We start from the raw sequence: 14737 nt of genomic DNA, 5'->3' as shown, positions 1-14737 counted from the left end.
GGCTCGGTGGGGCAGGCGGTCAGCGAGCCGGCACGGGAGCTTCGGGAGCGACCTCGATGCGATGGATCCGCCGCGGTTCGTCGCCGTAGTCGTAGATCGCGTTGTGCTGTACGAAGTGGTTGTCCCAGATCGCGATGTCCCCGACCTGCCACTTCCGGCGGACGGTGAACTCCGGACGGATCGAGACCCACTTGAGCAGACCCAGCAGCGCACTGCTTTCCTCGTCGGACAGTTCGTTGATGCGTGCGGTGAACAGGTCGTTGACGAACAGCGCCTCACGGCCCGTGTCCGGGTGGCGGATCACCAGCGGATGTGCGGCCTCGGGCACATCGGGCATCGGCGCGATCCGGTGCGTGGCGGTCAGTCCGTACAGCGCCTCACGAACGGGAGCAGACAACGCGTCGAGCGCCGCGTACTGGTTCGACCACATGGTATCGCCGCCGACCTCGGGCAGCACCTGCATGTGCAGAACGCTGAACCGAGAGGGCGCCGCCCGCCACGCGACGTCACAATGCCAGCGATTGGCCTGGTAGGCACTGCCGTTGTCGGTGCCGATGACGCTGATCTCGCGGTACCCCTGGTCGCCGAGATTTGCCAGATGCTCGTGCGGGTAGACGATTTCACCGAACTGCTGCGCGAACGCACGGTGGGTCGCGGGATCGAGACCCTGCTCCGGGAAGAACAGCACGCTGTAGTGGTACAGCGCTTCTCGAATCGTCCGGACGTCGTCGTCGGTCAGGGCGTCGACTTGCAGTCCGTGCACCTCGGCACCGATGAACCCTGCCAGCGGCCTGATGGTCACGGTGGATGGTACGAGCGTCGTCATAGCGAGGTCCTCGAATGTGGTCGGTTTCTGCGTTCACGAGGAAAGTAATGGGCCCAGATCGAGTTCCGATAGGCATCTGATCGGGCTGCGCGAATCGGTTTACAAACTCATCCAAGTGCGCTAAACCGGCCGAAGCTCGTACCGAGTCACGCTATGAAGGCATCGGTGAAACCGCCGGACACTGAAATGGCGGTAGACCCCGTCGTGACTCCGGCTGAAATCCGGGACACGGCGGGGCAGCACAATGTATTCGGTGATCGGACCGTCCGAGACGGATTGTGGGCCGTGGTCGTACGTCTTACCGAAAGCGTCTGCCGCGACGAATATTACGCCGGGCTGCTGTCCCGGCTCATGGAGACGAACATGCTCGGGACATGTTCGACTCGGTGGACTCCCACGCTCAGTTCTCGAGCTCGAGACGCATCGCGATCCGCGGCCAGCGATCCAGCCCCCGTTCCGCTTCGCCGGCACGGATGTCGCTGAGTTCCGGGGTGAGTTGGTCGTCGTCGAGCATGTGAAATCCCAGACGCTTGTAATAGGGAGCGTTCCAGGGGACATCGTGGTACGTCGTAAGTGTCAAGGCCGAATACCCGCGGTCGCGGGCCCATCCGGCGAGATGGTCGATGAGGCCGCGGCCGATCCCCCGGCGTCCGTGCCGGGGATGCACCGAAATCTGTTCGATGTGGACCGCGTCGTCGACGATGTCCGCGATCAGATACGCCACCGGAGTGCCGTTCTCGTCGAACGACACCCAGTTCCGGCCCTCGTCGACGTAACTGAGCAGTTCGGCGATGGTCGGTGGTGCGTCGTCGGCGACGAGCGCCATGTCCAGTTCGGCGAACGGCTCTCCCGCAGCGCGCTCGATGTCCTGAAGCGTCGGCAGATCGGCCTCTGTCGCGAGCCGGATCGGGGGAAGCTCCTTCGAGAAGTACAGTGACGACTCCGAGTCGCCCCACAGGCCGAACCGCTCGGGCAGCGTGTCGTACCCGGCAGCGGCGTACATCGCAATGGCTTCGGGTTGTTCGGTGCCGGTTTCGAGGACCATGCGGCGGCGACCGGCGTCGGCAGCGGTCCGTTCGAGTGCATCGAGTACGCGACGTGCGATTCCCCGGCGACGAGACCCGCCACGCACGTACATCCGCTTGATCTCGGCATCTCCGTCACGCAGACCCTCGTGGTCGGAGTCGCGGGCGCGCCACCCACCGATCCCGAGCGGCGTGGTTCCGGAGTGGGCGAGCAGAAACAGACCGCGCGGTGGCGTGAACTCTTCGGGATGAAGTGCGGTGTGATCGGGTCCACCGTAACGCTGAACGTACTCGAGCTGAACCTCGTCGATGAGCGCCTGCACGTCGGGATCTTCCAGAGGGCGCGGTTCGATATGCACCAGATGAGAGTACTTATACCGACGTAACCGGTGTACGGCCGCGTCACCGACGATGTTTGTCTCGGCAGTCAACGGGCACCCCGTAACAATGGCCAAGAACATTTTCATTCTGGGACTGACCGATCAGCAGCGCGACGAGCTGGGCACCGTATCGGATGCCGACGAGCTCCGGTTTCACAGCCTGCTCGACTACCACTCGCTGGTAGAGCCCGAAACTTTCGTCTTCCGAGACCTGCTCGACAGGGCGCGACAGCAACTCGACGACTTCGACGGCAGCGTGGACGGAATCGTTGCCCACTGGGACTTCCCGACGAGCGTGCTCACCCCCATCCTCGCGGCCGAGCGCGGCCTGCCTGCCCCCTCACTCCGCAGCATTCTCCAGTGTGAGCACAAGGCGTGGAGCCGTCTCGAACAGCGCGAGTGTGTTTCGGAGTGTGTCCCCGGTTTCGCGGTGTTCGACCCCTTCGACGACAACGCCCTCGACTCGATCGACCTGAAGTTTCCCTTCTGGGTCAAACCGGTCAAGGCGCATTCGTCGCAGCTCGGTTTCGAGATACGGAACGCAGAGCAGTTCGCTGCCGCGCTCGAAGAGATCCGGGCCGGCATCGGCCGCGTCGGAGACGCCTTCGACGAAGTGCTGTCGATGGTGGAGTTGCCGGATGAGCTGCAGGATGTCGGCGGCAACATGTGTCTCGCCGAAGACATCATCACCGGTATCCAGGTAGCCCCCGAAGGGACGATGTTCAACGGCGAGTACCGGATCCATGGGATCTTCGACATGCGGAAGGACGACGCGGGCCACAGCTTCGACCGGCTCGACTACCCGGCGCGCTCGGTTCCCGCGGACGTGCAGCAACGCATGATCGATGTGACCGAGCGCTACCTGCGCCACATCGGGTTCGACAACGGTTGTTTCAACTCCGAATTCATGTGGGACGAGAAGACGGACACCCTCTCGCTCATCGAGGTCAACACCCGAATTTCGCAGTCCCACAGCGACCTGTTCGTGAAGGTCGACGGAACCTCCAACCATGAGGTCGCGATCGACATCGCACTGGGCAGGAAACCGCGTATCGAGCACGGCAAGGGCAGGTACGAGGTCGCAGCCCAGTGCCATATGGGCTATTACGACGACGGCATCGTGCGCAGCGTTCCCGGCGACGAGGACATCGTCCGGGTCCGTGACGAGATCCCGGACACCGTTGTCGACATCAAGGTGAAGGTGGGAGACCGACTGTCCGAACTGCCCAACCAGGACGGGTACCGGGCAATCCTCGCCACCCTGTACATCGGGGCTTCCGATATCGGTGGGCTCGAGAAGTTCTTCGATCGCGCTTCCGAACTGCTGCCGTTCGACATCGAGCCTGTCGCGAAGTAGGGCTCTGGTCCACCTGCAACAGAGCCCCCGACTTCGACGACCTCGACAGGAGGATCAGCGTGCACACGGTGACATCCTTCCCACACGATGTCCGCGTCATCGAGAACACCTTCATCACGATGCCCGACGGCTGCCGGTTGTCTGCTCGCATCTGGCTACCCGAGGGTGCCGAGAACAATCCGGTTCCCGCTGTTCTGGAGTACATTCCGTATCGACACCGCGACGCCACCCGCGCGCGCGACGAACTCGACCACCCGTATATCGCGGGCCACGGGTACGCCTGTATCCGCGTGGATCTGCGCGGGAGCGGCAACTCCGACGGGGTGCTCGAGGACGAATACCTGCCGGCCGAACAGGACGACGCGTGCACCGTGATCGACTGGCTCAGCAGGCAACCGTGGTGCGACGGCAACGTCGGCATGATGGGGATCTCGTGGGGCGGGTTCAACAGCCTGCACGTGGCGGCGAAGCGGCCGCCCGCGCTGAAGGCGATCATCAGCGCGTCCGCCACCGACGACCTGTACGTCGACAACATGCACTACATGGGCGGCTGCCTGCTCTCCGACAACCTGTCGGAGGCCACCGTGATGTTCGCGTTCAACAGCATGGCCCCGGATCCGGAGATCGTCGGCGACCGCTGGCGCGACATGTGGCTCGAGCGGCTGCGGGGAAGCGGGCTGTGGGTCGAGAAGTGGCTCGAGCACCAGCACCGGGACGACTACTGGAAACGCGCGTCCATCAACGAGAACTACGCCGATGTGGCATGCCCGGTGTTCGCGGTGGGCGGGTGGGCGGATGGCTACACCAACGCGATCTTCCGGCTCATGGAGCACCTCGACGTGCCACGCAAGGGCCTCATCGGTCCGTGGGGTCACAAATATCCGCACCTGGGAGTGCCGGGTCCGGCAATCGGTTTCCTGCAGGAAGTCGTGCGGTGGTGGGACCACTGGCTCAAGGGCATCGACAACGGCATCATGGATGAACCGATGGTGCGCATGTGGCGGCAGGACAGTGTCCCGCCGAATCCGCGGTATCCGGAGCGTCCGGGCAGGTGGATCGGTGAGCCGTCCTGGCCGTCGCCCCACATCGAGAACCGCGAATACACGTTGACCCGCTACGGTCTCGATCACGAGACCGATCCGGCCGCGATAGAGCGACGTGAGCTGGCGGTATGTTCCCCGCTCAGCCTGGGAATGTCTGCGGGGAAGTGGGCTTCGTACGCCGCGACACCCGACCTGCCGTCGGATCAGCGGGAGGAGGACGGTGGCGCCCTCGTCTTCGAAACCGAGACACTCGCGGAACCTCTCGAGGTGGTCGGCCTGCCGGACCTCGACATCGAGGTGTCCGCGGACAAACCGGTCGCCACGATCGCGGCCCGGCTCAGTGATGTCGCTCCCGACGGGCAGGCAACGCGCGTCACCTACGGGTTGCTGAACCTCACCCACCGCGACGGCAGCTCCGATCCGCAACCGCTCGAACCCGGACGCAAATACCGGGTCAGGGTCAAGCTCAACGGGATGGCGCAGGAGTTCCCGGCGGGCCATCGCATCCGCCTGTCGCTGTCGACCTCGTACTTCCCGCTGGTGTGGCCCGCCCCCGAAGCGGCGACCCTCACGGTCACGACCGGTGAAAGTTGCCTGACGTTGCCGGTCCGTCCGCGGCGCGACACGGAGGATGCCGCTCTGCTCGAGTTCGGTGAACCCGAGGGTGCGCAACCTCCGTCCGTCACCCAGCTCGACACGGGCGAACATCACTGGCGCACGACACGTGATCTCGAGACCGCGGTCACCACGCTGGAGATCAAGGACGACCAGGGTGAGTTCGTCATCGACGACACCGGCACCGCCATGCGGCGGGCCACGACCGAATGGTTCAGTTTCCGCGGCAACGACGCCGATTCGGCCCGCGGCGAAACCCAGACCGTCCGGTATCTCGGCCGAGATGACTGGCAGACGGAAGTCGAAACGCGCACCGTGCTGACCTCGACTCCCGAGGAGTTCGTGGTCACCGCGCAGCTCGATGCGTACGAAATCCACGACGTCCACGGCAAACGGCGCGTCTACTCGGAGAACTGGAACCGGGGGATACCTCGCCGTCTCGTCTGACGCCGTCTCGTGTGCCGCCACGCGGTTGTGTTGCCGTGGGCGGCACCCCCTAGCATCGGAGCGATGAGACGGGAGCTTGCCGACGCCTGTTGGCCCGACATCGAACCCGGACGGGTGACGGTGGCCGTGCCGGTAGGGGCGCTCGAACAGCACGGTCCCCACCTGCCCCTCGACACCGATACCCGGATCGCCGTCGCGGTCGCCGCAGCGCTTCCCGGTGTGGTGACCGCGCCGGCGCTGGCCTACGGTGCCAGCGGCGAGCACGAAGCGTTCGCCGGCACGGTCTCCATCGGTGCAGAGGTGCTGACATCGCTCGTCGTCGAATACGGGCGTTCGGTGTGCCGGTGGGCGCAGCGGGTGCTGTTCGTCAACGGGCACGGCGGGAACGCGTACCCGCTGGCCCGGGCGGTGGAATTGTTGCGATACGAGGGGCGGGACGCGGCGTGGCTGCCGTGCGCGATCCCTGGTGCCGACGCGCACGCCGGTATCACCGAGACCAGCCTGATGCTGCATCTGGCCCCGCACTCGGTGGACATGGCGCGGGCCGCCGCCGGAGCCACGGAACCCATTGCCACCCTGATGCCGCGGTTGCGTGAAACCGGTATCGTTTCCGTGTCTGCGAACGGGGTGCTCGGCGACCCGACCGCCGCGACCGCGGACCAGGGGGCCGGCTTGTTCGCAGGTCTGGTGGAGCGGGCAGCCGCGCAGGTCGTCCGGTGGCAGCCGGGGGCGGAGGGGAGACTTCGGTGAGTCAGGCGACATCACCGCGGGTGGCGCAGACCCGAGTGGCTCGCCTTCCCGACGGTTTCGGGGTCCGCATCGACCCCCGCGTCCGGAAGTTCGCGGCCGGCCGAGTCCTGATCGGGGGCTCTCCCACCCGCATGCTCAAACTCGCACCCGCGGCCGCGGCCATGATCGAGGACGGCTACCTCCGGGTCGTCGACTCCCGGACCGCGGCGGTGGCGCGGCGGTTGCTCGATTCGGGTGTCGGCAATCCGCGACCGACCGCGCTCCCGTCGAGTGCCGATGTCACCGTCGTCATCCCGGTCAAGGACAACCCGGCGGGTCTTCGCCGGCTGCTGCAGACGACGGAAGGACTCGAGGTCATCGTGGTCGACGACGGCTCCGACGTGCCGGTGGTGCCACCGGCCCGGGGCCGGGTGCGGGTGCTCCGCCACGAGGATTCGCGCGGACCCGCTGCCGCCCGGAACACCGGATTGCGGGAAGCGACAACACAGTTCGTGGCGTTCCTCGATTCCGACGTGGTGCCGCGCACAGGCTGGCTCGAGGCGATGTTGGGGCATTTCAGCGACCCGGCGGTCGCTCTCGTCGCTCCCCGGATCGTGGCCCTCGACCCGGACAACGGCGCGCTGGCACGCTACGAGCACAGTCGTTCCTCGCTCGACCTCGGGCGTCGGGAGGCACCCGTTGTCGCGGGTGGTCCCGTTTCGTACGTGCCGAGCGCGGCGATGATCGTGCGCCGCGACGCGCTCGCCGAGTGCGGGGGCTTCGACGAGAGCATGCAGGTCGCCGAGGACGTCGACCTGTGCTGGCGGTTGCAGCACGGGGGCTGGCGGTTGCGGTACGAGCCGATCGCCCGGGTGGCCCACGATCACCGTGTTCGTTTCCGGAATTGGCTGGTGCGCAAGGCATTCTACGGAACGGGAGCGGCACCGCTCGCTGCGCGGCACCCCGCGTCGGTGCCGCCGATGGCGATGTCGATCTGGACACTGATCGCGTGCCTGGCCGTGGCGGGTTGCACTCGTCTCGGCGTGCTGGGAGCCTTGGTGTCCCAGGTGGTGACCCTGGTGCGTTTGCGGCGGATGTTCACCGAACTCGACCATCCGACCCGGATCGCCATGGTGCTGACGGCACAGAGTTTCGCCGGGGGACTGTGGCAGCTGGCCTCGGCCGTGTGCCGACACTACTGGCCGCTCACGCTCGTCGCATCACTGTTCTCCTCGAAGGTGCGTCGCGCGGCGGTGGCTTTCGCGGTCGCCGAAGGGATTTGGGACTGGTACGGTCATCGCGAAGACGGCGGACTCGACCCGGTGCGGTTCGTTCTCTACAAGCGGCTCGACGATCTCGCCTACGGCGCGGGACTGTGGAAGGGCGCGTTCGACGCGCGCGACGCCGCGGCCCTCGTACCCGATATCCGGACCTGATGTTGCCGGTGCACGCCGACGTCGTGGTGGTCGGCGGCGGCAGCTGTGGAAGCGTGGACGCCGCACGGCACAGCGACGATCCGGATCGCACGGTGCTGCTGCTCGAGTCGGGGCCGGGCTATCGCTCGATACCGGCCACACCGTCGGCCCTGCGCGATGCGGCGGTTCTTCCGGTCGGGCCCGGCAGCGACTGGGTTCAGCAGTATCCGGCCTCGTTGACCGCCGGCGTCGCCACGACCATCGCGCGCGGACGCGTGCTCGGGGGTTCCGGCGCCGTCAACGGTGCCTACTTCGTACGCGCCCGACCGGACGACTTCGCGCGCTGGCCGTCGTCGTGGTCGTTCGAGCGGGTGCTGCCGCACTTCCGGGCCGTCGAAACCGACCTCGATTTCGCCGACGAGTGGCACGGCCGCGCCGGGCCGATCCCGGTGTCGCGCACACCGTGGGACAGTCTGCACCCTGTCGCGCGGGCGTTCCACGAGGCCGCGGTCGCGGCGGGGCATGCGGTCGTCGACGATCTCAACGCCCCCGGTTCCGACGGTGTCGGGCGTGTGCCGATGAATGTGCGCGACGGCGTGCGGTACGGTCCGGCGCTCGCCTGTCTGCTTCCCGTGCTGCACCGGCCCAACCTGACCGTCCGCACCGGGGTGCGGGTGCGCGCGGTGGCGCTGTCGAGTGGGCGCGCGGTCGGCGTCGAGGTCCACGACGGCACCGATATCCGGACGATCACGGCGGGACGGGTGGTGCTTTGCGCCGGTGCGGTGTGCTCGCCGCAGCTACTGATGCTCTCCGGAATCGGTCCCGCGGACGAGCTGCGCCGGTCGGGTATCGCCGTCGAGCACGAGGCGCCCGGGGTAGGCCGTGGGTTCACGGATCATCCGGAGGTCGCGATCCGGTACCGCTACCGCCGGGACGTGCCGCGACGAGCGCCGCTCCTGCAGACCGTCCTGCATACCGGGGAGATCGAATACCGTCCGTACACAGTGCCGTTCGGCGCTGCGATACCGGGCAGCGGCGTTGCCGACCCGGTGCTGGGTGTCGTGGCGATCCGTCCGCACAGCCGCGGTGACATCCGCCTCGACCCCACCGACCCGGCGGCGCCGCCGATCCTCGACTACCGCTACCTCATCGACATCGGCGACTGCGACGTGCTCCGGCGCGGTGTCCGCGACGCGGCCGGCCTGCTCACCGGGATGTCCCACGTCGTCGACCGGCACAGTCTCGATCCGGAGACCCGCGACCCGAGCGACGCGTGGCTGGCCCGCCATCTCGGAACGTCGTTGCACCTGTCGGGTACCTGCCGGATGGGCCCGGGCGACGATGCGGTCGTCGATGAGCTGTGCCGCGTCCGGGGTGTCGAAGGGCTCAGCGTCGTCGACACGTCGGTGTTCCCCGAGGTGCCCAGTCGCGGACCGCACGCGACCGCGGTGATGCTCGCCCACCGCATCGCGGGCGGTGCGCCTGCGGCGTGACGCCGCCTGCCGTCATGCCGCCTACGCGGACATTCCGGGATCCGGCGCGAGTGTGACCCGGGCTACAGTATGCGGGTGGGGGGCCGGTCGACGGGTGAGCCAGAGGTGGGTGAGCAGTAGGTGAGTGAACGAGGGGCCGTGCCGCAGAACCCCTGGGTAGCGCTGCGTCCGGGGGAGGACCCCGCACTGCATGCGCTGCGGGTATCGTCGGCGCACCGGTCCTTCCTCGATTCACACGACGAGACGGCGACGGTACGCTCGGTGGTTCGCGAATCGTGGCTGCGCAGCGCCCGGCGCGGAATCGATCCCGACTCCGTCGACCAGCCGGCCCTGCTCACCGGCGCCGATCTCGAGCAGTACCGCGGGGGTCATCCGATGGCGCTGATTCGCCCGGTTGTGCGCAAACTCCTCGTCGAGGACGCCGCCGACAACGGCCTGCTCATCGCGATCAGCGACGAGCGGGGTCGCCTGCTGTGGGTCGAGGGCGATCGCACCGCCCGCGATCGAGCGCTGGCGATGAGCTTCGTCGAAGGAGCCGACTGGAGCGAGGACCATGTCGGTACCAACGCGCCCGGTACGGCGCTGGCGCTCGATCACTCGGTGCAGATTTTCGCGGCCGAACACTACAACCGCACGGTGCACGACTGGAGCTGTTCAGCGGCGCCCGTGCACGACCCTGTCACCGGGCGGCTCCTCGGCGCCCTCGACATCACCGGTGGTCCTCGTGTCGCGGCGCCGGAGGTGCTGCAACTCGTCCGCGCGACCGTGGCCGCTGCCGAGTCCGAACTGCGGCTGCACCTGCTGAACGCGCCGCGACCGCTCACGTCGGTGCTGCGTCTGGAAACTTTCGGCGCCGGAAGGCCGGCTCTGCACCGCGGTGGCGAACGGATACCCCTGTCTCAGCGTCACGCCGAGATTCTTCTGCTGCTCACCGAGCGCCCCGAGGGCCTGAGCTCCGATCACCTTGCGGTACTGCTCGACGAACACGATCTCGACTCCGTCACGATCCGTGCCGAGATGTCGCGCCTGCGAAGGGTTCTCGGTGCCGATGTGATCGGCTCACGCCCGTACCGGCTGTTGGCCCCGGTAGCCAGCGACGTCGACGACGTGCGGGCGGCCCTCGCCCGCGCGGACACCGCCGCTGCCGTACGGCTGTACACGGGCCCGGTTCTTCCGGGATCTCTGTCGCCGGGAGTGGCCGAGATCCGCGACGAGTTGCGCGCGCGGGTGCAGGCGGCGCTGCTACGCGACGGCGACCCCTCGCAGCTGGCCCGCTGGACTGCCTCGGTGCACGGCCGCGACGACCTCGCGGCCTGGACGGCGTACCTGTCCGCCCTGGACCCGGAATCCGCACTGTTCGCGCAGGTCCGAACCAAGATCGAACTACTGGACCGGCAGCTCGCAACGTAGTTGCAACGTCCCCGCTCGTAGTGTCTCGAGTCACACCCCGCGAGGGGTGGTGACCGGCTCACCGCACGACGTGCGGCCTGACGAAGTTGTAGGAGACACACCGATGACCGTGTACGCCCGCCCCGGTTCGCCCGACGCTCTGATGTCCTTCCAATCCCGGTACGACAACTGGATCGGTGGCCGATGGGTGCCGCCGGTCAAGGGTGGCTACTTCGAGAACGTCACCCCGGTCACGGGGCAACCCTTCACCGAGGTCGCTCGTTCCACCGAGGAAGATATCGAACTCGCACTCGACGCCGCGCACGCAGCCGCCCCGGCCTGGGGCAAGACATCTGTGGCCGAGCGCGCGGTGATCCTCAACAAGATCGCCGACCGCATCGAGGAGAACCTCGAGTCGATCGCCCTCGCCGAGTCGTGGGACAACGGCAAGCCGATCCGCGAGACCCTCAACGCCGACATTCCGCTCGCGATCGACCACTTCCGCTACTTCGCGGGAGCCATTCGCGCCCAGGAAGGTTCGATCTCGGAGATCGACTCCGACACGGTGGCCTACCACTTCCACGAGCCGCTCGGCGTGGTCGGGCAGATCACCCCCTGGAACTTCCCCATCCTCATGGCCGTGTGGAAGCTCGCGCCGGCGCTCGCAGCGGGTAACGCCGTAGTCCTCAAGCCGGCAGAGCAGACCCCCGCCTCGATCCTGTACCTGATCTCGGTCATCGGCGATCTGCTGCCGGACGGCGTGCTCAACATCGTCAACGGCTTCGGTGTGGAGGCCGGTAAGCCGCTCGCGTCGAGCCCGCGAATCCGCAAGATCGCGTTCACCGGCGAGACCACGACGGGCCGGCTGATCATGCAGTACGCGTCGCAGAACCTGATCCCCGTCACCCTCGAACTCGGTGGCAAGAGCCCTAACATCTTCTTCTCCGACGTCCTGTCGGCGAACGACGACTACCGGGACAAGGCGCTCGAGGGCTTCACGATGTTCGCCCTCAACCAGGGTGAGGTGTGCACGTGCCCGTCCCGTTCCCTGATCCAGCAGGACATCTTCGACGACTTCCTGTCGCTGGCGGCGGTGCGCACCAAGGCGGTGCGTCAAGGCGACCCGCTCGACACCGAAACGATGATCGGCGCGCAGGCATCCAACGACCAGCTCGAGAAGATCCTGTCGTACATCGAGATCGGCAAGAACGAAGGCGCCCGGGTCATCACCGGCGGTGAGCGCGCCGATCTCGGCGGCGATCTGTCCGGCGGGTACTACGTCCAGCCGACGATCTTCCAGGGCGACAACAAGATGCGCATCTTCCAGGAAGAAATTTTCGGGCCGGTCGTGTCGGTCACCTCGTTCCGCGACTTCGACGACGCGATCTCCATCGCCAACGACACCCTCTACGGTCTCGGGGCGGGCGTGTGGTCCCGCGACGGCGGGGTCGCCTACCGCGCCGGCCGCGCGATCCAGGCCGGACGGGTGTGGACGAACACTTACCACCAGTACCCGGCACATGCCGCGTTCGGCGGCTACAAGCAGTCCGGCATCGGCCGCGAGAACCACCACATGATGCTCGACCACTACCAGCAGACCAAGAACCTGCTGGTGTCCTACGCTCCGAAGGCTCAGGGATTCTTCTGATCCGACCTCGGCGCCTGCCGCATCCTGCGACGATGTGGCAGGCGCCGCGCATTCGGCGTGTTTCTCGCGCCGCCGACGAGGAGGCCCGCGCGATATGACAGTTCCCCTCCGCATCGTCGCCACCGAAGGCGCCGTCGACCTGCTCCGGACGCTTGCCGGGCGGCACGGTCCGCTGATGATGCATCAGTCCGGAGGCTGCTGCGACGGCTCCGCGCCGATGTGCTATCCGGACGGCGACTTCATCGTCGGTGACCGCGACGTCCTGCTCGGTGTCCTCGACCTGCGGCTCTCCGCGGGCGAGATCCCCAAAAACGCCCCGTCGGGACAGGAGGCAGTGCCGGTGTGGATCTCCGGTCCTCAGTTCGACGTGTGGAAACACACCCGGCTTGTGCTCGACGTGGTGCCCGGGCGCGGCTCCGGGTTCAGCCTCGAATCTCCCGAGGGGCTGCGGTTCCTCACTCGCGGACGCGCTTTCACACCTGCCGAGAACCACGACCTCGACGCCACCGAACCGCTCCTGGGCATGCATTGGGAGCGCGGCGACCGGCCGGAACCGGCAGCGGAACCACAGGTGGTCGCGGAGGCGGCCGACGCGTGCCCCGTCCCGGGACGGGCGGCGGAAGACCTCCGATGACCGCATACGTCCAGCAGCTCGCAGGCGCCACGTATTCGTTCGACGGCCTCGTCGACCTCCTCGCCAAAGCCACGCCACGCAGGTCCGGCGACGAACTCGCCGGGTGCGCCGCCGAATCCGACGCCGAGCGGACCGCCGCCCAGTGGGCACTGGCCGATGTCGGCCTCGACACGTTCCTCACCGAGCCGGTGGTGCCGTACGAAACCGACGAGGTGACCCGCCTGATCCTGGACGGTCACGACCGCGACGCCTACCGCACCGTGGCACACCTGACCGTCGGTGGGCTGCGGGATTGGTTGCTGGGCACCGCGGCCCGCCCGGACGCCGCGCAAACCTTCGCTGCCGTTGCCGCCGGACTCACACCGGAAATGGTCGCGGCGGTCGCCAAACTCATGAGCAACCAGGACCTGACGGCCGTGGCGCGGACCATCACGGTCACATCTGCGTTCCGGACGACGATCGGGCTGCCCGAGCGTCTCGGCACCCGGCTCCAGCCCAATCACCCCACCGACGACCCGCGCGGTATCGCCGCCGCAATCCTCGACGGGCTGCTCATGGGCTGCGGCGATGCGGTGATCGGTATCAACCCGGCATCCGACTCGCCACGCGCCACCGCCGACCTGCTCGAGCTGCTCGACGAGATCCGTCTGCGCTTCGACATTCCCGCGCAGTCGTGCGTGCTCTCCCACGTCACCACCACGATGGGGTTGATGGAGACCGGTGCTCCCGTCGACCTCGTTTTCCAGTCGATCGCCGGCACCGAGCGCGCCAATGCCGGTTTCGGTGTGAACCTCGGCCTGCTACGCGAGGCGAACGAGGCGGGCAGGTCGCTCGGACGCGGAACTGCCGGCGACAACGTCATGTACTTCGAAACCGGCCAGGGCTCGGCGCTGTCGGCCGGAGCACACCTCGGCACCGGCGGCAAAGCCGTCGACCAGCAGACCCTCGAGGCCCGCGCATACGCCGTCGCCCGCGAATTCGAACCGCTGCTCGTCAATACGGTCGTCGGTTTCATCGGTCCCGAGTATCTCTACGACGGCAAGCAGATCATCCGGGCCGGTCTCGAAGACCACTTCTGCGGAAAACTCCTCGGACTGCCGATGGGCGTCGACGTCTGCTACACCAATCACGCGGAGGCCGACCAGGACGACATGGACGTACTGCTCACCCTTCTCGGGGTGGCCGGGGTGTCGTTCGTGATCACCGTCCCGGGTGCGGACGACGTGATGCTCGGGTACCAGAGCTTGTCGTTTCACGACGCCCTGTACGTGCGACGCGCGCTGGGCCTGCGCGCGGCCCCCGAGTTCGAGCGGTGGCTGCAGAGTCTGGGTATGGCCGACGATGCCGGCCGTATCCTGCCCGTCGACGCCGCGGTCTCCCCGTTGCGTGCGCTCACCGGCCGCGTTGCGTGAGGGCCGGCCGTGGCAGGAAGGTAGCGGCATGGAAGTGACGGAGCCGGAGGACTTCTGGGGAAGGCTGCGCCTGCTCACACAGGCACGCATCGGGCTCGGCCGGGCCGGAAACGGTCTCCCCACCGGCAGGATGCTCGAGTTCCGCGCCGCTCACGCCGCCGCCCGCGATGCGGTCCGTCAACCGCTCGATGTCGACCTCCTCGTCGCCGAGCTGCGACAACTCGGTCTCGGCGACCCTGCTGTGGTGCGCAGCAGGGTGGGCGACCGCAGCGAGTATCTGCGCCGACCGGATCTCGGCCGGATCGCCGAGGATCTGTCGCCGGT

12 protein-coding genes are annotated in these 14737 nt (G+C 67.3%); 10 read left to right on the top strand and 2 right to left on the bottom strand.

The window, feature by feature from the left end:
- Positions 1-19: 19 nt before the first annotated feature.
- Together Q8814_RS06750 and Q8814_RS06745 are read right to left on the bottom strand one after the other, a co-directional pair.
- Positions 20-826 (bottom strand): TauD/TfdA dioxygenase family protein, encoded by an 807-nt coding sequence (locus Q8814_RS06750; protein ID WP_330151251.1) that lies wholly within the window; start codon positions 824-826, stop codon positions 20-22.
- 400 nt (positions 827-1226) lie between these two features.
- Positions 1227-2210: a GNAT family N-acetyltransferase gene (locus Q8814_RS06745; RefSeq protein WP_330151250.1), complete on the bottom strand. Its 984-nt coding sequence runs from the start codon at positions 2208-2210 to the stop codon at positions 1227-1229.
- Positions 2211-2298: 88 nt separating this feature from the next.
- Here Q8814_RS06745 and Q8814_RS06740 point away from each other — a divergent pair, with 88 nt between their 5' ends.
- From Q8814_RS06740 to Q8814_RS06695, 10 genes are all read left to right on the top strand, one after another.
- Positions 2299-3588 (top strand): ATP-grasp domain-containing protein, encoded by a 1290-nt coding sequence (locus Q8814_RS06740; protein WP_330151249.1) that lies wholly within the window; start codon positions 2299-2301, stop codon positions 3586-3588.
- Between the two features lie 68 nt (positions 3589-3656).
- Positions 3657-5693, top strand: a complete 2037-nt coding sequence (locus tag Q8814_RS06735; RefSeq protein WP_456239106.1) for a CocE/NonD family hydrolase — start codon at positions 3657-3659, stop codon at positions 5691-5693.
- Positions 5694-5756: 63 nt separating this feature from the next.
- Positions 5757-6443, top strand: a complete 687-nt coding sequence (mftE, locus tag Q8814_RS06730) for a mycofactocin biosynthesis peptidyl-dipeptidase MftE (protein WP_330151247.1) — start codon at positions 5757-5759, stop codon at positions 6441-6443.
- Entirely contained in the window at positions 6440-7858 is a 1419-nt protein-coding gene (mftF, locus tag Q8814_RS06725) for a mycofactocin biosynthesis glycosyltransferase MftF (RefSeq protein ID WP_330151246.1), read from the top strand. Before mftE ends, mftF begins: the two co-directional genes overlap by 4 nt.
- Positions 7858-9330: a mycofactocin dehydrogenase MftG gene (mftG, locus tag Q8814_RS06720; RefSeq protein WP_330151245.1), complete on the top strand. Its 1473-nt coding sequence runs from the start codon at positions 7858-7860 to the stop codon at positions 9328-9330. The genes mftF and mftG overlap by 1 nt, the downstream gene beginning before the upstream one ends.
- Before the next feature lie 120 nt (positions 9331-9450).
- Positions 9451-10740 (top strand): transcriptional regulator, encoded by a 1290-nt coding sequence (locus Q8814_RS06715; RefSeq protein WP_330151244.1) that lies wholly within the window; start codon positions 9451-9453, stop codon positions 10738-10740.
- Between the two features lie 103 nt (positions 10741-10843).
- Entirely contained in the window at positions 10844-12367 is a 1524-nt protein-coding gene (gene adh, locus Q8814_RS06710; protein ID WP_330151243.1) for an aldehyde dehydrogenase, read from the top strand.
- Positions 12368-12461: 94 nt separating this feature from the next.
- The gene (locus Q8814_RS06705) at positions 12462-13001 is read left to right on the top strand and encodes a DUF779 domain-containing protein (protein WP_330151242.1); all 540 of its coding nucleotides are present in this window, start codon (positions 12462-12464) and stop codon (positions 12999-13001) included.
- A complete protein-coding gene (locus tag Q8814_RS06700; RefSeq protein WP_330151241.1) occupies positions 12998-14413 on the top strand; it encodes an ethanolamine ammonia-lyase subunit EutB in 1416 nt (471 codons plus the stop codon). Before Q8814_RS06705 ends, Q8814_RS06700 begins: the two co-directional genes overlap by 4 nt.
- A 28-nt stretch (positions 14414-14441) precedes the next feature.
- Positions 14442-14737: ethanolamine ammonia-lyase light chain EutC (locus Q8814_RS06695; RefSeq protein WP_330151240.1), on the top strand; the 296-nt coding region annotated here is incomplete at its 3' end.

This window comes from Rhodococcus chondri (assembly GCF_036327435.1).
Classification (GTDB): domain Bacteria; phylum Actinomycetota; class Actinomycetes; order Mycobacteriales; family Mycobacteriaceae; genus Rhodococcus; species Rhodococcus chondri.
The sequence above is the reverse complement of the archived record's forward strand: the minus strand, read 5'-3'. Positions and strand labels throughout refer to the sequence as shown.

Coding starts and splice junctions, on each gene's coding strand:
- Q8814_RS06750 (WP_330151251.1), bottom strand. CDS start 826: ATGACGACGCTCGTACCATCCACCGTGACCATCAGGCCGCTGGCAGGG.
- Q8814_RS06740 (WP_330151249.1), top strand. CDS start 2,299: ATGGCCAAGAACATTTTCATTCTGGGACTGACCGATCAGCAGCGCGAC.
- mftE (WP_330151247.1), top strand. CDS start 5,757: ATGAGACGGGAGCTTGCCGACGCCTGTTGGCCCGACATCGAACCCGGA.
- mftG (WP_330151245.1), top strand. CDS start 7,858: ATGTTGCCGGTGCACGCCGACGTCGTGGTGGTCGGCGGCGGCAGCTGT.
- adh (WP_330151243.1), top strand. CDS start 10,844: ATGACCGTGTACGCCCGCCCCGGTTCGCCCGACGCTCTGATGTCCTTC.
- Q8814_RS06705 (WP_330151242.1), top strand. CDS start 12,462: ATGACAGTTCCCCTCCGCATCGTCGCCACCGAAGGCGCCGTCGACCTG.
- Q8814_RS06700 (WP_330151241.1), top strand. CDS start 12,998: ATGACCGCATACGTCCAGCAGCTCGCAGGCGCCACGTATTCGTTCGAC.